The organism is Streptomyces sp. NPDC037401 (assembly GCF_055602345.1).
This window is the reverse complement of sequence record NZ_JBVJWO010000026.1, coordinates 29138-48261: the sequence shown is the minus strand read 5'-3', so window position 1 is coordinate 48261 and position 19124 is coordinate 29138. Positions and strand designations below refer to the sequence as shown.

19 protein-coding genes are annotated in these 19124 nt (G+C 72.3%); 7 read left to right on the top strand and 12 right to left on the bottom strand.

Features of this window, described 5'->3' with window-relative positions:
- Positions 1 to 8 precede the first annotated feature (8 nt).
- The 3 genes from ACZ7H1_RS25615 to ACZ7H1_RS25605 all read right to left on the bottom strand — a co-directional run bounded on the left by ACZ7H1_RS25615 (position 9) and on the right by ACZ7H1_RS25605 (position 3535).
- Positions 9 to 698 carry an aggregation-promoting factor C-terminal-like domain-containing protein gene (locus tag ACZ7H1_RS25615; protein ID WP_470790029.1) on the bottom strand — a complete coding sequence of 230 codons (690 nt, stop codon included), beginning with the start codon at positions 696 to 698 and terminating at the stop codon, positions 9 to 11.
- A 430-nt stretch (positions 699 to 1128) separates the two neighbouring features.
- Entirely contained in the window at positions 1129 to 2445 is a 1317-nt protein-coding gene (locus ACZ7H1_RS25610) for a PhoH family protein (protein ID WP_470790027.1), read from the bottom strand.
- A gap of 328 nt (positions 2446 to 2773) precedes the next feature.
- Positions 2774 to 3535, bottom strand: coding sequence for an isoprenyl transferase (locus ACZ7H1_RS25605; protein WP_470790025.1), 762 nt, complete (start codon positions 3533 to 3535; stop codon positions 2774 to 2776).
- A 125-nt stretch (positions 3536 to 3660) separates the two neighbouring features.
- Here ACZ7H1_RS25605 and mgrA point away from each other — a divergent pair, with 125 nt between their 5' ends.
- On the top strand, positions 3661 to 4698 hold the full coding sequence (mgrA, locus tag ACZ7H1_RS25600; RefSeq protein WP_470790023.1) for an L-glyceraldehyde 3-phosphate reductase: 1038 nt from the start codon (positions 3661 to 3663) through the stop codon (positions 4696 to 4698).
- A 168-nt stretch (positions 4699 to 4866) separates the two neighbouring features.
- Here the strand turns inward: mgrA and ACZ7H1_RS25595 are convergent, their stop codons facing one another.
- The gene (locus ACZ7H1_RS25595; RefSeq protein WP_470790021.1) at positions 4867 to 5607 is read right to left on the bottom strand and encodes a prepilin peptidase; all 741 of its coding nucleotides are present in this window, start codon (positions 5605 to 5607) and stop codon (positions 4867 to 4869) included.
- Between the two features lie 86 nt (positions 5608 to 5693).
- Here ACZ7H1_RS25595 and ACZ7H1_RS25590 point away from each other — a divergent pair, with 86 nt between their 5' ends.
- The 3 genes from ACZ7H1_RS25590 to ACZ7H1_RS25580 all read left to right on the top strand — a co-directional run bounded on the left by ACZ7H1_RS25590 (position 5694) and on the right by ACZ7H1_RS25580 (position 8234).
- Entirely contained in the window at positions 5694 to 6047 is a 354-nt protein-coding gene (locus ACZ7H1_RS25590) for a DUF192 domain-containing protein (RefSeq protein ID WP_470790019.1), read from the top strand.
- Positions 6048 to 6122: 75 nt separating this feature from the next.
- Positions 6123 to 6740, top strand: coding sequence for an SMI1/KNR4 family protein (locus ACZ7H1_RS25585; protein WP_470790018.1), 618 nt, complete (start codon positions 6123 to 6125; stop codon positions 6738 to 6740).
- A 213-nt stretch (positions 6741 to 6953) separates the two neighbouring features.
- Positions 6954 to 8234 (top strand): extracellular solute-binding protein, encoded by a 1281-nt coding sequence (locus ACZ7H1_RS25580; protein WP_470790016.1) that lies wholly within the window; start codon positions 6954 to 6956, stop codon positions 8232 to 8234.
- 160 nt (positions 8235 to 8394) lie between these two features.
- On the opposite strand, the gene ACZ7H1_RS25575 is transcribed toward ACZ7H1_RS25580, so the two are convergent.
- A complete protein-coding gene (locus ACZ7H1_RS25575) occupies positions 8395 to 9009 on the bottom strand; it encodes a hypothetical protein (RefSeq protein WP_470790015.1) in 615 nt (204 codons plus the stop codon).
- 134 nt (positions 9010 to 9143) lie between these two features.
- Here ACZ7H1_RS25575 and ACZ7H1_RS25570 point away from each other — a divergent pair, with 134 nt between their 5' ends.
- Positions 9144 to 10325 carry a serine hydrolase domain-containing protein gene (locus ACZ7H1_RS25570; RefSeq protein WP_470790013.1) on the top strand — a complete coding sequence of 394 codons (1182 nt, stop codon included), beginning with the start codon at positions 9144 to 9146 and terminating at the stop codon, positions 10323 to 10325.
- Between the two features lie 40 nt (positions 10326 to 10365).
- On the opposite strand, the gene ACZ7H1_RS25565 is transcribed toward ACZ7H1_RS25570, so the two are convergent.
- The 5 genes from ACZ7H1_RS25565 to ACZ7H1_RS25545 all read right to left on the bottom strand — a co-directional run bounded on the left by ACZ7H1_RS25565 (position 10366) and on the right by ACZ7H1_RS25545 (position 13065).
- A complete protein-coding gene (locus tag ACZ7H1_RS25565) occupies positions 10366 to 10692 on the bottom strand; it encodes a nuclear transport factor 2 family protein (protein WP_470790011.1) in 327 nt (108 codons plus the stop codon).
- 176 nt (positions 10693 to 10868) lie between these two features.
- A complete protein-coding gene (locus ACZ7H1_RS25560) occupies positions 10869 to 11657 on the bottom strand; it encodes a polysaccharide deacetylase family protein (protein ID WP_470790009.1) in 789 nt (262 codons plus the stop codon).
- A 138-nt stretch (positions 11658 to 11795) separates the two neighbouring features.
- Positions 11796 to 12038, bottom strand: coding sequence for a hypothetical protein (locus ACZ7H1_RS25555; RefSeq protein ID WP_470790008.1), 243 nt, complete (start codon positions 12036 to 12038; stop codon positions 11796 to 11798).
- Between the two features lie 194 nt (positions 12039 to 12232).
- Positions 12233 to 12571: a hypothetical protein gene (locus ACZ7H1_RS25550; protein WP_470790006.1), complete on the bottom strand. Its 339-nt coding sequence runs from the start codon at positions 12569 to 12571 to the stop codon at positions 12233 to 12235.
- A 74-nt stretch (positions 12572 to 12645) separates the two neighbouring features.
- A complete protein-coding gene (locus ACZ7H1_RS25545) occupies positions 12646 to 13065 on the bottom strand; it encodes a nuclear transport factor 2 family protein (protein WP_470790005.1) in 420 nt (139 codons plus the stop codon).
- Between the two features lie 103 nt (positions 13066 to 13168).
- On the opposite strand from ACZ7H1_RS25545, the gene ACZ7H1_RS25540 reads away from it, so the two are divergent.
- The gene (locus tag ACZ7H1_RS25540) at positions 13169 to 13711 is read left to right on the top strand and encodes a TetR/AcrR family transcriptional regulator (protein WP_470790004.1); all 543 of its coding nucleotides are present in this window, start codon (positions 13169 to 13171) and stop codon (positions 13709 to 13711) included.
- 305 nt (positions 13712 to 14016) lie between these two features.
- The gene (locus tag ACZ7H1_RS25535) at positions 14017 to 14868 is read left to right on the top strand and encodes a hypothetical protein (RefSeq protein ID WP_470790002.1); all 852 of its coding nucleotides are present in this window, start codon (positions 14017 to 14019) and stop codon (positions 14866 to 14868) included.
- A 201-nt stretch (positions 14869 to 15069) separates the two neighbouring features.
- Here ACZ7H1_RS25535 and ACZ7H1_RS25530 read toward each other — a convergent pair whose 3' ends face one another.
- Positions 15070 to 15585: a hypothetical protein gene (locus ACZ7H1_RS25530; RefSeq protein WP_470790001.1), complete on the bottom strand. Its 516-nt coding sequence runs from the start codon at positions 15583 to 15585 to the stop codon at positions 15070 to 15072.
- A gap of 40 nt (positions 15586 to 15625) precedes the next feature.
- Positions 15626 to 19111, bottom strand: a complete 3486-nt coding sequence (locus tag ACZ7H1_RS25525; protein WP_470789999.1) for an NB-ARC domain-containing protein — start codon at positions 19109 to 19111, stop codon at positions 15626 to 15628.
- Between the last annotated feature and the right edge of the window lie 13 nt (positions 19112 to 19124).

Sequence of the window (19124 nt, the reverse complement as noted above, 5' to 3'; positions counted from 1 at the left end):
CCACGGGCCTAGTACCAGTGGTTGGCCTGCCAGAAGCTCCAGGCGCCGCAGGGGCTGCCGTAGCGGCTGTCCATGTACTTCAGGCCCCACTCGATCTGGGTGGCGGGGTTGGTGCGCCAGTCGGCTCCGGCCGAGGACATCTTGGAGCCGGGGAGCGCCTGGACGAGGCCGTACGCGCCCGAGGACGGGTTCTGCGCGCGGTAGTTCCAGGTCGACTCGTGGTTCACGATGTTGCTGAAGCACTGGAACTGGCTCGCCGGCACCATCTGGCGGGCGATGGCCTTGACCTGGGCGACCGTGTACGAGGACTGCGGGGTGAAGTCGTCGGCGTCGCGGGCGGCGGAGCGGCTGGCCGCTTCTTCCTTCGCCTCGCGCTCCTTCTTCGCACGCTCCTCGGCGGCGGCCTTCTTGGACTTGGCGTCCTTGGCGGCCTGGAGTCGCGCGGACTCCTCGAGGGTCTTCTTGGCCTCGGCGTCGGCCTGGAAGGCGAGCGCATCGGCCTGCTGCGTCAGGGACGCGGTCTGCACCTGCGCCTGCTCGCCGACCGGGATGTCGGTGAGGAGCGTCGTACCGGCAGCGGTGACCTCGAGGTCGTTCGTGGACTGGGGGTCGCCCGCGGCGACTCCCACGACGGCGCCGACGGTGGTGACGGCAGTGGCGGAGGCCACGGCAAATCCCCGAACCGAGATCCGGCTCACACGGTTTCCTTCCAGCGACGTCCGCAGCGGTGACCTCGCGGACGCAATAGTGCCCCTGGCACTGGCCTCCACTTGAGAGTGGGTCACTGGAGGCGGCGGGCCCGTGGGCAACTCCCTTGGGAGGAGTGCCGCGTGGTGCTCCGGGCGGCATACGGCGAACGGCTGTTGAGTTGTGGAGGTGCTGATGCACCCCGGAAGTCCCGGTGGGTCTCCTGGAGGTACAGGTGTGCCGTATGCGGGGCCTGACGGAAGCAAGACTTTGCCGGACGCGGATGACCCAAGGCAATTCCCGGCCGAGTGTGAAAGCTCACACCTCGTACGCAGCAAGAGGTTTGGGCAAACCCCTGCGCAATGGAACGCCGCCCGGCTAGGCTCTTCGCCTTTGCCGGACGGCGCTCAAATTGCTGCCCGTTTGGGCAGGTTCGGGTCGTTAGACCGATTCGAGCATCTCCGTCACGAGGGCCGCGATGGGCGACCGCTCGGAGCGGGTGAGGGTGACGTGCGCGAAGAGCGGATGCCCCTTCAGTTTCTCAACGACGGCGACCACTCCGTCGTACCGGCCGACACGGAGATTGTCCCGCTGGGCGACGTCGTGCGTCAGAACAACCCGGGAATTCGCTCCGATTCGGGACAGAACGGTCAACAGGACGTTCCGCTCCAGGGACTGGGCCTCGTCGACGATGACGAACGCGTCGTGCAGCGAGCGGCCCCGGATGTGCGTGAGCGGCAGCACCTCCAGCATTCCCCGGCCCAGCACCTCCTCGATGACCTCGCGCCCGGCCACCGCCGAGAGCGTGTCGAAGACCGCCTGCGCCCACGGGCTCATCTTCTCGGAGGCGTCCCCGGGCAGGTAGCCGAGGTCCTGGCCGCCCACCGCGTACAGCGGCCGGAAGACCATGACCTTCTGGTGCTGCCTGCGCTCCAGCACGGCCTCCAGGCCCGCGCACAGCGCCAGCGCCGACTTGCCCGTGCCGGCCCGGCCGCCCATCGAGACGATGCCGACCTCCTGGTCCAGCAGCAGGTCCAGCGCGATGCGCTGCTCCGCGCTGCGGCCGTGGATGCCGAAGGCCTCGCGGTCCCCGCGGACCAGGCGGACGTTGCCGTCGGGCGTGACCCGGCCCAGCGCCCGGCCGCGCTCGGAGGTCAGGACGAGTCCCGTGTGCACCGGGAGTTCGGCCGCCTCCGGTACGTACAGCCGCTCCTCGGAGAAGAGGAGGTCGACCTGCTCCCCGGCGAGGGACAGCTCGCTCATGCCGGTCCACCCCGCGTCCGTGATGGCGAGCTCGGCGCGGTACTCCTCGGCGAGCAGCCCCACGGCGGAGGCTTTGATGCGCAGCGGGAGATCCTTCGAGACGACCGTGACGTCGTATCCCTCGGCCTGCAGATTGCGGGCGACCGCGAGGATCCGCGAGTCGTTGTCCCCCAGCCTGAAGCCCGCGGGCAGCACGCCCGGATCGGAGTGGTTGAGCTCGACACGCAGGGTGCCGCCCAGGTCGCCCAGCGGGATGGGGGCGTCGAGGCGGCCGTACCGGACCCGGAAGTCGTCCAGCAGGCGCAGGGCCTGACGGGCGAAGTAGCCGAGTTCGGGGTGGTGCCTCTTGGCCTCCAGCTCCGTGATCACCACGATCGGGAGCACGACCTCGTGCTCGTCGAAGCGGCGGAACGCGTTGGGGTCGGCCAGCAGGACGCTGGTGTCGAGGACGTAGGTCCGCCTGTCGGGCAGGCGGCGTTTTGTGCTGGTCACCACGGAAGGACGTACCCCCTCGGAAGAGGTCGGGCCATGAAGACCGGACCGGTCATCAGCCCCATGCAGGGGCCGAATTCCGGCCCTCCCACTCCGTCCGTGCGAACCGCACGTGCGTCCTGGCGCAAAGGGCCTCCCGGGCGGACGGCGCCTGTGCCGTCCGCTGAGACTCGACACCCGTGGATCGGGCGTCGACCTGAGAGGGATATTCCCTCGAACATGCGCTGCCATGCCATGGCATATGACGGACGCTCGGTGAATCCCTGGTGAAGGCCTTGAGGGGGGTGGGGAAGATGCCCGAGAGGGCGTCAGCTCGCGGCCGGCGGTCCGGTCAGGTGCCGTAGCGCCGGTGCCGGGCGGCGTAGTCGCGCAGCGCCCGCAGGAAGTCGACCTTGCGGAAGGCCGGCCAGAAGACCTCGCAGAAGTAGTACTCGGAGTGGGCGCTCTGCCACAGCATGAATCCGGACAGGCGCTGCTCGCCGCTGGTGCGGATGACGAGGTCCGGGTCGGGCTGGCCCCGGGTGTAGAGGTGCTCGGAGATGTGGTCGATGTCCAGGATCTCGGCGAGCTCCTCGATGGAGGTGCCCTTCTCGTGGTGCTCCAGGAGCAGCGAGCGGACCGCGTCCGCGATCTCCTGCCGGCCGCCGTAGCCGACGGCGACGTTGACGAGTATTCCCTCGCGGTCGACGGTGGCCTGCTCGGCTTCCTTGAGGACCGTCTGGGTCCGCCCGGGCAGGATGTCGAGGTTGCCGACGTGGTGGACCCGCCAGCGGCCGTCGGCGGCGAGCCCGCGGACGGTGTTCTCGATGATGTTGAGCAGCGGGCGGAGCTCGACCTCGGGCCGGTCCAGGTTGTCCGTGGAGAGCATCCACAGGGTGACGACCTCGACGTCGGTTTCGTTGCACCACCCCAGCAGCTCGGAGATCTTGTCCGCCCCGGCCTGATGGCCCTGCTCGGTGGTGCCGCCTGACGCCTTGGCCCAGCGCCGGTTCCCGTCCAGGATCACACCGATGTGCTTGGGCACCGCGGCATGGTCGAGGCGGCCTTCCACCCGGCGTGCGTACAGCTTGTACACCAGGTCGCGCAGCTTCACGATCTTCCAGCCCCTCCGTGCAATGCCCCCGTGCGAATTGCGGTCCCCCGAGGGCGCCACACTACTGCGCGCCGGGAGGGGTGACCCAACTCGGTCGGTCACAAGTCCGTGATAGGGAGGACAACGTGACTGATAACAATCCCTATCGGGCAGACGCTTCGCGCTACGACTCCATGGAGTACCGGCGCACCGGGCACAGCGGCCTCAAGCTCCCCGCCATCTCCCTCGGCCTCTGGCACAACTTCGGCGACGACAAGTCCCTGGAGTCCCAGCGTGCGATCCTGCGCCGCGCCTTCGACCTGGGCGTGACCCACTTCGACCTGGCGAACAACTACGGACCGCCGGCCGGCTCGGCCGAGCTGAACTTCGGCAAGATCTTCGCGCAGGACTTCGCGTCCTACCGCGAGGAGCTGGTGATCTCCACCAAGGCCGGCTACCTGATGCACGAGGGCCCGTACGGCGAGTGGGGCAGCCGCAAGTACCTGCTCGGCTCGCTCGACGCCTCGCTGAAGCGGATGGGCCTCGACTACGTCGACATCTTCTACTCGCACCGGTTCGACCCGGACACCCCGCTGGAGGAGACCATGGGCGCCCTCGCGTCCGCGGTCCAGCAGGGCAAGGCGCTGTACGTCGGCGTCTCCTCCTACACCGCCGAGCAGACGGCCGAGGCGGTGCGGATCCTGAAGGACATGGGCGTGCGGCCGCTGATCCACCAGCCTTCGTACTCCATGATCAACCGCTGGACCGAGGAGGACGGGCTGCTGGACACCCTGGAGGAGGCCGGCATGGGCTGCATCTCCTTCGTGCCGCTGGCCCAGGGCCTGCTCACCGGCAAGTACCTCAAGGGCATCCCGGAGGGCTCGCGCGCCACCCAGGGCAAGTCCCTCAGCCCGGACCTGCTCTCGGACGAGGTGGTCCGCCGCCTGAACGGCCTGAACGACATCGCGGCCCGCCGCGGCCAGTCGCTGGCGCAGCTGGCGCTGAACTGGGTGCTGCGCGACGAGCGGATGACTTCGGCGCTGATCGGTGCGTCGAGCGTGGCGCAGCTGGAGGAGAACGTCGCCGCGCTGACGGGTGCCGCGCTGTCCGAGGAGGAGCTGAAGGAGATCGACTCCTACGCCGTCTCCACCCCCGGCACGAACATCTGGGCCCAGCGAGGCTGAGGCCGCTTCGGCTGACCTGCGCTTTCGTGTCCGCTCCCGAATTCCGGGCGCGGACACGGCGCGGAGACGAAAAACGGGCCGGTCCGTGGGGGGGATACGGACCGGCCCGAGGGGGGGGTTCCACCATAACCCTTCGTAAAGCGTCCTGCGTGCACCGCCGCGCCGCGACTACGCTCCGAATCCGCCCAGCAGCATTCCGGTGAACGCGCCGGCCGCCATGAAGGGGCCGAAGGGGAGGGCGGTCCTGCGGCCCGCGCGCCCGCGCGCCACAAGGGCGAGGCCGTAGAGGGCCCCGTAGAGGAAGCCCAGGAAGGCGCCGGCCATCCATACCCCCCACCCGTACCACCCAAGAGCGACCCCGAGGGCGAGCGCGAGCTTGACGTCCCCGAAGCCCATGGCGTTCGGGTTCACGAGGAACAGGACCAGGTAGCCGGCGCCGAGGGCGAGCCCGCCGAGGACGCCGAGCCGCCAGTCGCCGGCGGCGCGGCCGGAGAGCGAGGCCAGGCCGAGCAGGGCGGTGACCGCGGCGGCCAGCGGCAGGGTGAGCACGTCCGGCAGCCGGTGGACGGCGCGGTCGACCAGGGCGAGCAGGAGCACGACGGGCGCGAGCAGCGTCCAGACGGCGGTCTCGGGCACGGCTCCGCCGGCCGCCGCGAGCACGGCGCACACCAGGGCGCCGAGGACGGCCGTACGGGCAGGGCCGGGGGCGTAGGGTCCGCCGGCGCAGTGCGTGCAGCGCGCCGGGCCCAGCCAGCCGGCGGCCGGTCCGGCGAGGGCGTGCCCCGCGGGGCAGGCGGACCGCCACGGCTCCCCCGGCTCGACGGACATCCGGTACACGGCCCGGGGCAGCAGCAGCCCGGCGCCCGCGCCGTAGGCGAGGGCGGCCACGATGATCACGACGAGCGCCACGCCCCGACCCTAGGCAGCCCCCGCAACCCTGGTCATGGGCCCGTGGGCCCATTCACCGCCCCGGAAGAGCCCTTAACCTGGCCGCCATGGGACGTGGGTGGCAGGACGGGGCGGGGACGCTCGGCGTGGAGGGGGTGCGGGTCCCGCTGGAGATCGCGGCCTCGTACCGGGCCCGTACGCGGGGGCTGCTCGGGCGGGACGGGATCGAGGGCGCGCTCCTGCTGACCCCCGCCGGGAGCGTGCACACCTTCCGGATGCGCTTCGCGATCGACGTCGCCTATCTGGACCGCGGCTGCCGGGTGCTGGCCGTGCGCACCATGCGCCCCGGCCGCCTCGGGCTCCCCCGGCTGCGTTCGCGGCACGTCCTGGAGGCCGAGGCGGGCGCGATGGCCCGCTGGGGGATACGCCCCGGGGCCGTCCTGACGGTGCTGTCCGACTGACGGAACACCGGCTAGGCCGGTACCTGCCGGCACGGTAAGTTGGGGCGGTTGGGCTGGGCTGTCAGGGGAGCGGGCATGACGCAGAACGCGCAGATCACGGCGCTGGAACGGATCATGCCCGCGGAGCACGGCGCGGACGAGCAGGTGGACTGGGCTGCCGCGGAGGCGACCTGGGGCACCCGTTTCCCGGCCGATTTCGTGGCCTTTATGGCCCGGTACGGCGCCGGCCGGATCAACGGCGAGGCCAGCATCCTGGTGCCGCTGCCGACCCCGGGCCCGCAGTGGGATCCGGCCGACATGGTCGAGGAGACCGGCAACGCCCGGCAGACCTGGCACGCGGAGGGCGGCCCGACCGTCTTCGCCACCGAGCCCGAGCACATCCTCGCCTGGGGGATCACCGCGGGCGCGGACATACTGTGCTGGCACACCAGCGACCCGGACCCCGACCGCTGGCCGGTTCTCGTCTGCGGGCGGCACACCGCCGATCCCTTCACCCTGTACCCGTACGGCATGGCGGAATTCCTGCACCGCCTCTTCTCCGACGAGTTCGACGTGAATCCCGTCAGCATCACCTTCTGGGACGGGGGCCCGCTGAACTTCGTGCACTGGCGCGAAGCGCAGCGCCGCTGGCAGACCGGCCGCAATCCCGAAACCGGTGAGCCCGACCCCTACGCGGGAGAGTTCACCGGCTGATCACCGGCACTCCGCGATCTTGAATACGGCACCGGCCGACGGCCGGTGCCGTATCTACGCGCGTCCAAATCCATTCACCCATATCGGAAAACACCACGGCGAATAGCCGCAGTTGGAGCAAGGGCCATAACTGGGGTTCACATGGGCCCATTCGGCGGAAAGGGAGCGAGAATTCCGGACGCAGTGTCCGAAACAAGATCAAGAGGAACGAACGTGCGACGAAGACACTCCGGCGCGGCAGCCATCACGGCCGCGCTCGCCCTTCTCGGCACCCTGTCCGGCTGCGGTTCGTCCGCCGGGTCCGGTGACGGCTCCACCCTGAGCCTGGTCGCCGCCGAATACGGGGACAGCCCGGCCAACAGCTCCAGGGCCTTCTGGGACAAGGTGACGGCGGAATTCGCCGCCGCCCACCCCGGCCTGAAGGTGGAGGTGACGCTGCACCCCTGGACCGACGTCGACCGCGAGGTCACCCGCATGGTCAAGGACGGGGACGCCCCCGACATGGCCCTGATGGGCGCCTACTCCGACTTCGCCGCCCAGGGCCGCCTGTACGAGGCCGGGGACCTGCTCTCGGTCGCCACCGAGGCGAACTTCCTGCCGCCGCTCGCGCAGGCCGGCTCCATCGGCAACAAGATGTACGGCCTGCCGTTCGTCGCCAGCACCCGGCTGCTCTTCTACAACGAGGAACTCTTCGAGGACGCGGGAGTCAGCGCGCCCAAGACCTGGTCCCAGCTGAAGAGCACGGCAGAGGCGCTCAAGGACGACGGGGTGAAGACCCCGTACGCACTGCCGCTGGGCCCAGAGGAGGCCCATGCCGAGGCCATGATCTGGGGGCTGAGCAACGGCGGCGGGTTCGCCGACGGCACCGGTGGCTACAGCATCGCGTCCGAGCAGAACGCGCAGACCTTCACCTGGCTGAAGGAGAAGCTGGTCGCCCCCGGGCTGACGGGCCCGGTCGCCCCGGGGAAGCTGAACCGCCAGGACGCCTTCGACGCCTTCCTCCGCGGCGAGGTCGGCATGCTCAACGGCTACCCGTCGCTGGCCCACGAAGCCAAGGCGAAGGGGATCCGGGTCGGCACCGTGGAAATGCCGGTGGCCGACTGGCTCACGGACGGCGAGGTCCCGCCCACCATGGGCGTCGCCGACTGGATGATGGCCTTCAAGGAGAACGGCAACCGCGAGCAGGTCGGGAAGTTCCTCGAATTCCTCTACGCCGACAAGAACCTCAGCTCCTTCGCGGGCCGCTACCACCTGCTGCCCTCCACCGTCTCCGCATCGCGCACCCCGGCGGGCGGCGGGCTCGACCGTACGCACGAGCAGTTCCTCAACGCCCTGCACGGCGCCCAGCTGTACCCGGTGAACAAGCCGTCCTGGCTCCAGGTCAGCGACACCATCAAGCGGAACATCGGCAAGGCCGTCGAGCCGGGCGGCGACCCCCGCACCGTCCTCGAGGACATCGCGGAGCGGGCCCGCGAGCTCGCCCGGCAGAGCTGACCCGGACCGCAGCACGAAAGCGCGCCGCCGGACCGCACCGCAGTACCCCACGGCATCGCCCCACGGCCCCACGACGTCGACCGGACGTCCGGCCGGCCGCCCGCTGCGCACCCACAAGGTGCCCGGGGCGGCGGCCCCACCCGGCCCCGAGCCGCCCGCCTCAGTGGCTGAGCGCGGCCCTGAGCTCCTTGCAGGACGAGTCCCACCGGACCGTGCCGCCGACCGAGGCCGCATCCGTGCCCGTCCGCGAGATCGACCACTCCACGGTGTAGACGCCCGTGTCGCAGGCGATCTTCCGCCCCGCCGGGAAGCTCTTCCGCAGCACCGCCGGACGGTCCGCCCGCTCCTCGTGGATCCGCACGGCCACGCCGCCCTTCGCGTCGCGGAGCACCGCGTGCAGCGTGACCGGGTGCTTCCCCTTCTTCTCCGTGATCCCCTTCTTGATCACGGTCGAGGTGGCGATCTCGTACGAGAAGGCGAACTCCGGCAGGTACGCCAGCGTGCTCGCGTCGGGGGTCTTCGCCTCCCACTCGGGGGCGGCCTGCGGGCCGGGCCGGTTCCTGAGCTTGTAGTCCGTTCCCGGGTGGAACCGGAACTGGCCGCTGAGCTTGTGCTTGTCGCCCTTGGTCCACTGCGACTTCATGTCCTTGCCGCCGCCGGCGGGGTCCTGGAGGAAGGCGGTCCCGGAGGGGCCGTCGGCCTGCGAGAGGGTGGCGGGGGCGAGGACCGACAGGGCGGCCGCGGTGACGAGCGCGGCGGTGCGGATGCGGTTCATGCCCTGGTTCAACGCGCCCGCCCGGCGGCCCGGAACGACGCCGTCCGCGCATTCACCCGTAAGAGCCCGGAATAGCAGGCGCGGGACGCCAGTTGGTGATCAGCACAACGGGACGTCGTCGAAACGGGGGAATCATGACGGAACACGGGGACCGCGGGAACCACACGGACCAGGGGGGCCACACCGGGCGGGTGTACGGCACCGTCGCCGCGGGCTGGGAGGCCGTACGGGACGAGTTCGAGGCGGTCGCCGCCGCCGAACTGCACAATCCGGAAGCCCAGTTGGCGGTGTACCGGGGCGGGGAGCAGGTCGTGGACCTGTGGACCGGCGCGCACACCACGGGCGACACCCTCGGCACCCTGTACAGCATCACCAAGGGCGCGGCCCATCTCGTCGTCGCGCTGCTCGTCCAGGACGGCGTGCTCGACCTCGACCGCGAGGTGTCCGCGTACTGGCCGGAGTTCACCGGCGGCGGCAAGGAGCACCTGACCCTGCGGGAGCTGATCGGGCACAGGGCCGGCCTGGTCAACACCCCGGAGGGTTTCACGATCGAGGAGCTGGCGGACGAGCGGCTGGTCGCCGCGCGCCTCGCGGCGGCCGAGCCGTACTGGAAGCCGGGTGCGGAGTACGGCTACCACGCCTTCGTGATCGGCGCACTGACCGGCGAGGTGGTGCGGCGGGCCACCGGGCGGTCCGTCCAGGAGCTGTACGAGGAGCGGATCCGCGCGCCGTACGGGCTGGACCTCCACCTCGGCCTGCCCGCGGAGCTCGTGCGGGAGCGCTGGGCGCCGATCCTGCCGCCGCAGCCGACCCCGGAGCAGCTGGCGGCCTTCGCGGCGCAGCCCCCGGCGGGCAGCCTGCTGCCGGTGGCGTTCAACATGCACCGCGAGACGCCGATGGACATGGTGGAGTACGGAAACTCGCCGCGGATCCTGGCGCTCGGCCCGGCCTCGGCGGGCGGCGCGGGCACGGCCCGCGGCGTGGCCCGGATGTACGCGGCCGCCATCGGCGAGGTCGACGGGCGGTCGGCGCTGCTGACGCCGGAGACGGCCGCGGAGTTCGCCCGCCTGCACGCGGCGGGCACGGACCGGGTCACGGGCGAGAGCGACCACTTCGGCCTCGGCTTCGAAAGGCAGCCGCAGGTCGGCCCGGCCGCCTTCGGCCACTGCGGGGCCGCGGGCGCGAACGCCTGGGCGGACCCGGCGACGGGCCTGGCGTACGCCTACACCCGCCGCCGGTTCTTCTTCCCGGGCGGCAGCGCCACCGAGAACACCCCGCTGACGGCCGCCGTCCTCACGACCGCCGCGGCGTTCTAGGGGGCGCCGTCGAAGCAGCGTCGCCCGGGGCGCGAGCCGGCTACGCCTGGCCGGTCTCGAAGCGGCTGATGCGGCCGGCGGGCGTCACGTCGAAGCGCCAGGCGGTGCGCATCTCGCCCCAGGTGTCGTTGCGGTACGAGACGATCAGAGCGCGTCCGCCGTCGGACTCCTTCTGGACGTCCATGTGGCCGGAGGAGGAGAAGATCTCACGGTCCGTCCACTCGTGCAGGTCCCGGGCCGTGCCGTCGTCGGACATGGTGGCGTCGGGGGTCAGGAGCGCGAAGAAGGCCGCCTGGTCGTGTGCGTTGACCGCCGTGACGAAGGCGGCGACCGCGGGGTCGGTGAGGTTCTTGGGGGCGATGGTCACGGAAGCTCCTGCGTGCGGGTGCGGGTGCGGGTGCGGGGGCGGGACGGCCGCGCCGGGCGCGGAGTACCAGGGAACACCGCAGCGGGTCAGCGGCGGCCGACCCTCACCCGTTCGACCGCCCGCCGCGTGTCACGGCCCGGCCCGGGGCCCGTGCCGCCGGGCTCACCGCCGCACACTCACGGCCGGGTGCGGACGGGGAACCCGGTGGGGTGGCCCTGTTCCTTGAGCCAGGGCAGGACCTGTTCCAGTGCGGCCACCGTCTGGCGGCGGTCGCCGCCGCCGTCGTGGAAGAGGATCGTGGGCCCGTTCGGGAGCTCGTTGCGGACCGTGTTCACGATCGCGGCGGTACCGGGCTTCTCGAAGTCCTTCGTGTCGACGTTCCAGCCGAGCGGACGCATGCCGACCTCCGCGGCGATGCGCCGGCTGTCGGGCGTGAAGGCGCCGCCGGGCGCCCGGTAGTACTCGACCTTCGCGCCGCCGGCCGCGTCCTCGATCATCTTCTTCGCCGCGAGGATCTGCTGCTTCTGGTAGTCCACGGACTTCTTGTCCATCGCGGTGTCGTGGGACACGGTGTGGTCGCACAGCCGGTGCCCGTCCGCGACGACCTTCCTGACCAGGTCCGGGTGCTCCTTGGCCTGCGGGCCGATCATGCAGAACACGGCTTTGACGTCGTTCTTCTTCAGGACCTCGAGGACCTTGGGGGTCCAGGTCGGGTCGGGCCCGTCGTCGATGGTGATGCTGACGGCCCGTCCGCCCGCCTCCGTCGCGTGCGCGATGCCCTCCGGCACCTTCTGCTGCGGGCCGTTCTGCCCCCGCGGCGCGGGCTCGTGCACCGGCGCGGCCGGCTCGCGCACGGCGCTCGCCGCCTCCGAATGCGTCAGGACGGACGCCCCCCACACCGCTCCCGTGAGCGCGACCGCCGACGCGACGACGGCTATGTGCGCCGTGTACTTCTTCAGTGCCATGAACGTCCACTCCCCGCTGTGCGACCGACTCCCGGAGAGGAGGACGTTACGCACAGCGGGAAGGTTTCACTCAATTCGGACTTAACACTGGCCATATGGGACCTTCGGCCCCCATCCCCTGACTGCGGACGGGACTAGCTACGCGAACAAGTACCAGCCGGGGATCATAAGGGGGTAGCCGAAGAATTCGCAGCGGAAGCTCGGGGCGCCCGTGGCCTTGCCGGCGGCATCGCACTCCGCGTAGGTCCGGTAGACGCCGACGGGGCCGCCCGCGCTTGCGGCGTCGGCCGAGACCTTCGCCGATTCCGCAGGTCCGGCCGCGTGGGCCGACACGGCCGTTCCTCCCAGGGCGAGCGCACTCCCCAGGGCCAGAACTGTCATGGCACGACGCATCCGCATGGTGTTCCCTCTCGGTCAGGTGCTGTGGGTCGTGGTGCTTTGGGTCATGGTGCTTTGGGTCGTGCGGAGAGCGTCACGCGAAGCGCTCGAGGATCGCTGGTGGGCGGGTGGAGTCCCACCGGATGCGGGCGCACGCCAGGGCCCGTGTGGCGCTGTGATCAGTCGTCACACAGGCCTTAGACGGCGGTGGGGGCGTTGATGCGGCCGAGGGCCTCGAGGACGGGCACGCCGGGCTGGCCGGCCAGGGACGCGACCCCGGAGAGGCGGCGGAGCGCGCGCTGCACGGACGCGTCGCCGGAGCCGGCCGCGGCCGGGTCCGCCGCGCGGAGCACGGCCGTGGACTCGTCGACGACCTGCCGGTCCGGGGGTTCGAGCTGGTCCCGCATGACGCGGGCCGCCGCGATCAGCTCGGGGAGGACCACCTGCGGGTCCTCGGGACCCGGGTGCCTGACCATGCCGAGACTGTGGTCGCCGTAGTGGGTGACCTCGTCGCCGAAATCGATGCTGCCGCTCATGTCGTCACCTGCCACGACGGTGCCGCCCCTGTTCCAGGATAGACCCGCCACCCCGGGACGGCAGGGGCTGCCGGTCAGTGCAGGCGGCGGTCCGCCGCCGTGATCGGTACGTCGTTGATGCCGGCCTCGCGGCGGCGCATCAGCCCCGCGTCGTCGAACTCCCACTGCTCGTTGCCGTGGCTGCGCCACCACTGGCCGGACGCGTCGTGCCACTCGTACTCGAAGCGGACGGAGATGCGGTTGCCGGTGTACGACCAGAGCTCCTTGCGGAGCCGGTAGTCGAGCTCGCGCCGCCACTTGTCGGCGAGGAAGGCGCGGATCTCGGCGCGGCCGGTGAGGAAGCGCTCGCGGTTCCGCCAGACCGAGTCCTCGGTGTACGCGAGGGCGACGCGCTCGGGGTCGCGGCTGTTCCAGGCGTCCTCGGCGGCCTGGACCTTGGCGCGGGCGGACTCTTCGGTGAAGGGCGGTACGGGCGGACGGACGGCAGTGGTCACGGGCGGGCCCCTTTCCGGTGCGGACGGGCGAGAACGACCGTTCTCACCCTTTCGTGCACGACCCTAGAGAACGTACGTTCTCTGCGCAAGCCATAATGGGTCCATGGACGACGAGGAAGCCCGCACCCGCCTGCTGGACGCCGCCGAGGCGCTCTTCTACGCCCACGGCGTCCAGGCCGTCGGCATGGACCGCATCCGTACGGAGTCCCAGGTCCCGCTGAAACGCCTGTACCGGGTCTTCCCGGCCAAGGAGGCGCTGGTCGCCGCGTACCTGGAGCGCCGGGACGGGCGCTGGACCGCGAGCCTGCGGGCCCGGGTCGCGGCCGCCCCGGCCGGGCGGGAGCGCGTCCTCGCGGTCTTCGACTGGCTCGCGGACTGGTTCGCCGAGCCGGGTTTCCGTGGCTGCGCCTTCCTGAACGCCTTCGGCGAACTGGGCGACGCCCCGGCGCCCGTGGCCGCGGTGATCCACCGTCACAAGAGCGAGCTGCACGCCCTGCTCGGGGAGGCGGCCGAATCGGCGGGCGGCTCCGCGGACCTCGCCGACCGGCTGCTGATCCTGGTCGAGGGAGCCACGGCGGTGGCCGCCCTGAATCCGGGCCCCACCCCCGCCCACCAGGCCCGCCGCATGGCAGAAGCCCTCCTGTGACGCGCCGGGACCCCCGTGGCGGTGAATCCGCCCCCGAGCCCGGGCACCGCGGCGCGACGGGTACCAGCCTGAGGTGAGGCGCAGACCCGACAACCCGGCCACGCCCCTGCGGAGGATGACGGTGACCACGATGACCGAGCAGGCCACACCCAAGCCGCTCGCCGTCCCCGCTCCCTTCGGCTGTGCGCCGGACACCTCCTCCTTCGCCTGAAGCCGCCAACCGACCTCGGAGGGACCGCGATCCGCGTTGACCGGGTGGGGTCGGCGGGGCGCCGCTATCGTCGGCCGAACAGACGATCCCGGGGGTGGCGATGGCGAGGCGTTACGGCGGTCCGGGCGGGCCGGGCGGCGGGGGGAACGGCTGTCTGTCGTTCATCGGGTTCTTCTTCGCGGGGTACCTGCTCTGCCTTCCGGCCGTCATTCCCCTGGTGGCCAAGCCCCCGCCGGGCGGGTCGCACCCTTTCCTGCACCCCAGCCCGTGGCTGTGGGTGGCCTCCTTGCTCACGGCGGTGCTGCTCGCCTGGATGGCGGCGGGCCGCGGGCCGCTCCGGCCGAAGCGGCTGCTCGGGCACACCGCGGTGTTCCTCGTCGCGGCGGTCCTTGCGGTCGTCGTCGGGGCCCTGGTCGAGGGACCGTTCGAGAACAACCTCCGGGGGGACTTCGACGCGGAGGAACGCGAGTTCCTGGTGTCGTTCGTCACGGCGCTGTGCGAGATCGCGGTGGCGGGCATCGCCGCCGCCGTGGGATTCCATGCGATCCGCCGCAGGTTCCCGCAGGCTCCACCGGCGTACCCGACCCGCCCGGTCGGGGGTGCGCGCCCCCGGGCCATCGCTCCGCGTCCCGGGGAGGTCTGGCTGGCGGTGGTTCCGTACCGCGAGGACCGGTCCCAGGGCAAGAAGCGCTACTGCGTGATCCTGCACGCACACGCCACGCACGCCAGCGTCCTGCAGATCACCAGCCAGGACAAGGACGACCGGCACGACCACATCCGGATGCCCAACGACGGCTGGGACTTCATGTCCGGCAAGCCCCACTGGCTGGAGATCGGCCAGCCGCCGCGCGAGGTGCCGTACTCCCTGTTCCTGAAGGACCGGCCGCAGGGCAACTGCCCCGAGGTCACGTGGTGGGAGATAGCGCGGGCCCACCTGGGGCAGTAGGGGGGGTCGGCCCGGATGGCGTCGAGCGGGCCGGGCCAGCCGTCGGGGCCCGAGGTCGCGGCGTTCGCGTCGAGCGAGGCCAGGGTGGCGACCGCCGCCATCAGCACCGCCGCAGCCGGCGCAAGCGCCTTCGCCACACTGCTCGACCCCGCACCCCCGCCGTGCCGTTCCCCTGGTCGCAGGCTAACGCTTCCCCGGGGTTCAGGCCTCCGTGATCCGGTACGCGAGCAGCGCGCCCTCGCTGCCCTGCTGCGCCCGTACCCGGATGACCAACTTCTCGGGCACGCCCCGCAGTTCCCACGCGCACGCGGTGCTTCCCGCGGACCGGGCGTCCGGCCACACGCCGGGGAGGCGGAGCTCGGCGAAGGGCCGCGGCCTGGCCCGGTCGAAGGACGCGGTGGCGACGGTGAGCCGCAGGCGTCTGCGGTCGCCCACGGGTACGACGACGCGCATCTCCTCGGACAGGTAGACCTTGCCCGCCGCGACCAGGCGCCCGGCCCCGGGTCCGCGGCGCTCCAGCCCGATGGCGACGTCGAGTTCGGCGCGGACCTCGTCCTCCGTACGCATGCCGGAGGTCGGGGACGCGGTCGCGGACGCGTACGACTCGCCGCGCGCGGGGCGTTCCTCCTCCGGCCACGTGCAGCCGCCGACGAGGACGGTGCACAGGAGTGCGGGCAGGGCCCGCAGGGCGTGCCGGCGGGCGGCGGTCTTCGTCATAGCGGGACGGTAGGCGCGCAGGCCCTGCGGACGGAGCCGTTCAGGGATGGAAGTCGTAGACGCACACGCCTCGGTCGCCGCCCACCGCGAGGCTGCGGCCGTCGGGGGTCCAGGCGCAGGCGCGCACGGCGCCTTCGGTACGGACGGCGGTGACGGTCCGCAGGCTGGTGCGCTCCCACACGCGGACGGCGCCGTCCTCGCCGCCGGAGGCGATCCACCGGCCGCAGGGCGTGATCGCCAGGGTGGTCACGGAGCCCTCGTGCCCTTCCAGCACCGCCACGCACGTCCAGGTGAGGGTGTCCCAGATCCGCAGCCGGCCCAAGTAGCCGCCCGCCGAGGCGAGCCAGCTCCCGTCCGGCGCCACCGCGACGGCGTTCACCGGACCATCGTCGGCGGACAGCGTGGAGGTGACCGCGCCCCGCACCGGGTCCCAGATCCGGACCACGCCCTCCGGATAGTCCGTGATCGGGAGCGCGCCGCTCCCGCCGGCTGCCAGCCAGGTGCCGTCGGGTGCGAAGGCAAGGGCCCAAGCTGTCGAGCGAGTGGCGAGGTCCGCCCGTAGCGCGCCGGTGGCGAGATCCCGCAGCCGCACCCTCTGTCCGGTGGCGGTGGCCACCGTGCTGCCGTCCGGGGCGATCGCGAGCCCTGTGACGTCCTCCGAGTCGTCGCCGAGCCTGGCCGTGCGGGACCCGAGGGCCGCGTCCCACACGCTGACGGCCGTCCGGCGCTCCACGGTGACGACACGGCTGCCGTCCGGCACCCAGGCCACCAGGCTCGCAACGGTCCAGGGGTCGGAGGGTGTGTCCGCGACGACCCCGGTATCCAGGTCCCACACGAGCAGTCCGAAATCCCCGCCGGCCGTGGCCAGCCGTCTCCCGTCGGGCGACACGGCAAGCGACGACACCTGCCCGTGGCGGTGCGCGGGCGGCTGCGCGGTGCGGGTGCCCGTCTCCCAGAGCCGCACGGTGTGGTCAGCGCCCGCGCTGGCAAGCCAGTCGCCACCCGGGGCGATCGCCAGCGCGTGGACCTCGTCCGCGTGCCCGGTGAGGGTCGTTCCGCCGGAGTCCGATCCCACGTCGTGCAGCCGCACCGTACGGTCTGCTCCGGCGGTCGCGTACCAGCGGCCGTCGGGTGCCACGGCCACCGCGTTCACCGCGCCGAGGTGGGCGCCGAATCCGGTGCCCACCCGGGAGGCGATGTCCCACTCCCAGACGCGGCCCGCCTGGTCGGCGCTCACCAGCCAGGTCCCGTCGGGCGCGGCGGCGACGGTCAGGACCGGGTCCCGGTGACCGCGCAGGATGGTGCATTCCCCGGATGCCGGGTTCCACAGGCGGACGGTCCCGTCGCTTCCGGCCGTGGCGAACCAGCCGGCGTCCGGAGCCACCGCAACCGCGTTCACCTTCCCGGCGTGGCCGCGGAAGTCGTGCGTGCAGGTGCGGGAAGCCGTGTCCCACCGTCTCACCGACGCCCCGTGGCCCGCGGTGACGAACCACGTGCCGTCCGGCGCGAACGCGGCGCACTTCGGCGAAGTGTGCCGGACGTTGCCCAGGACGGTGCCTGTCCCGACGTCGTAGAAGGCGAGCGAGTTGCCGTGTTCCGCGAGCAGCAGGCGCCCGTCCGGTGAGACCGCCAGGGCAGTCGCCTCCAGGCGGCCGGTGCCCAGCCTCGCGAGTCGGCTCCCGGTCTGCGGATCCCATCGCTGGACGCTGCCGAACGCCTCGGCCGTCGCCAGCCAGCTGCCGTCGGGGGCGATCACCACACTCTCCACCCGACCTCGGTGACCCGAGATCGTGCGCAGCAGAGCCGGGTCCGGCAGGTCGGGCAGCGGCCAGCGGTTGGTGAGGAACGGCCGCAGGGCGGGGTCGGCCTGGCGGGCGCTCGTCTGGGCGTCCCAGTGCGGGAGCGACCCGAGCCTGTTGTGCAGGATGCCGGTGAGCGTACGGGGCGGGCCTGCCGGGGTGAGGAGGTGGCCGGCTCGGGTGAGGTCGCGGGCCAGAATGGCGGCCGTGGCCGTGGGGATGCGGGCCAGGTCGGCCGCGGGGGCGGCGGGCCCGCGCTGGTGCAGCCGCATCTCGACCCAGCGGAGGTCCCCGGCGATCTCCTCGGCGCGCTCCTGCCTCCCGGCGCCGACGAGGTGTTCGACGAGGTGGTCGAGCAGGTAGCCGTCGTCTTCGGTCAGCTCCCACCACGGCTCCGGAAGCCCCTCGTCCACCAGTACGCCGTGCAGCCGGGCCAGTTCGGCGTCGCCGAGCTCCTCGCGCAGGTAGTCCCGCAGCACGTCGTGGAGGGTGACCCGGCCGCCGCCGTCCGGCCTGACGGTCACGAGCGAGAGCCGGTCCAGCTCGGCGCACAGGTCGCGCGTCCCGGCTTCCGCGAGCCCTCCGGTCGCCTCCCACAGCCGGGCGATCAGCGGCACGGGGATCGCCTCGTCCTCCGCGAACACGGCCAGTTCGGCGAGCCGTCGCGGGCCGCCGTCCGGCAGGCGGGACCTGGCCGCCTCGACCGTGGCCCGTACGGCCCGGGCCCGGCGGGCCGGGTCGTCCAGGTCGAGCGGCTGCGCCGGCCCCTCCCCCACGGCCGGCCCGCCCTGCCGCAGCTGCTCCAGCACGTGGGCGGCAGCGGCCGCGGCGTCCGCGCCGGTCGCCACCCTGCGGGCGATGAGCCGGTTGGTGACCCGCAGCAGCAGGGCCCAGCGGCCGGTGGCCTTGAGCAGGCCCTCCACGGTGTTCCTCGGCAGCTCGGGCAGCCCCCAGGTCAGGACCTCGTGCGCCTGCTCGGGCAGCATCTCGTCCACGGGCACCCGCGCGGTGCCCTCCGGGAGGATCCCGGGAACGCGCGTGGTGACGAGCCGCACGCACGTCTTCCCGCCGCGCAGGAAGGGGTCGAGCTGCTCGCGTTCCCATACGTCGTCCAGGACCAGCAGGGTGCGGGGCCGCCCGTCCAGCAGCCGCCCCAGGTGATCGCCGGCGCTGTCGGGGTCCTCGAACGTCCGGGTGTCCCCGGTGATGAAGGCGGTCACCTCCGCGACCTTGGCCGCGATGTCGGCGCGGCTGCGCACGTCCCGGCCGATGGTGAACATGTACACCCGCCCCCGGAAGTGCCGGCGCACCCTCGGATCGGCACGGACGACCGTGGCGAGCGTGGTCTTCCCGAAGCCGCCGGCGCCTTGGAGCGAGGTCGTGATCCCCACGGCCCGGCCGCGCCGCCGGCGCGCGCGTACGGCGGCGACGGCCCGGCGTCCCTCCGCGCGCCCGATCACCCAGTCGGGGACGGGCGGGGGCGACGGAGGCGCATCGCCTGCGGCGACCGGCTCGCGGGCGAGCAGTACGGCGACGACGGCGAGCAGCACGGCGGCGCCACCCAGGCCGCGGACCCACGGCCACGGGTCCTGACGGATCGCGTCCAGGTGGTACGGCCACTGCTTGTCACCGGTGGCGGCGTTGGCGGCCAGGGAGGCGAGCACGGCCACCACCGCGGTCAGCGCAGCCGCCAGGCAGCCCGTCACCAGTGTCCACGTGCCGCGCATGCGCACCCCCTGG

Bases quoted from the DNA above. Each gene is read 5' to 3' on its own strand.
- ACZ7H1_RS25590 (WP_470790019.1), top strand. From the start codon at position 5,694: ATGGGACGTGGGTGGCAGGACGGGGCGGGGACGCTCGGCGTGGAGGGG.
- ACZ7H1_RS25585 (WP_470790018.1), top strand. From the start codon at position 6,123: ATGACGCAGAACGCGCAGATCACGGCGCTGGAACGGATCATGCCCGCG.
- ACZ7H1_RS25575 (WP_470790015.1), bottom strand. From the start codon at position 9,009: ATGAACCGCATCCGCACCGCCGCGCTCGTCACCGCGGCCGCCCTGTCG.
- ACZ7H1_RS25570 (WP_470790013.1), top strand. From the start codon at position 9,144: ATGACGGAACACGGGGACCGCGGGAACCACACGGACCAGGGGGGCCAC.
- ACZ7H1_RS25560 (WP_470790009.1), bottom strand. From the start codon at position 11,657: ATGGCACTGAAGAAGTACACGGCGCACATAGCCGTCGTCGCGTCGGCG.
- ACZ7H1_RS25555 (WP_470790008.1), bottom strand. From the start codon at position 12,038: ATGACAGTTCTGGCCCTGGGGAGTGCGCTCGCCCTGGGAGGAACGGCC.
- ACZ7H1_RS25550 (WP_470790006.1), bottom strand. From the start codon at position 12,571: ATGAGCGGCAGCATCGATTTCGGCGACGAGGTCACCCACTACGGCGAC.
- ACZ7H1_RS25540 (WP_470790004.1), top strand. From the start codon at position 13,169: ATGGACGACGAGGAAGCCCGCACCCGCCTGCTGGACGCCGCCGAGGCG.
- ACZ7H1_RS25530 (WP_470790001.1), bottom strand. From the start codon at position 15,585: ATGACGAAGACCGCCGCCCGCCGGCACGCCCTGCGGGCCCTGCCCGCA.
- ACZ7H1_RS25525 (WP_470789999.1), bottom strand. From the start codon at position 19,111: ATGCGCGGCACGTGGACACTGGTGACGGGCTGCCTGGCGGCTGCGCTG.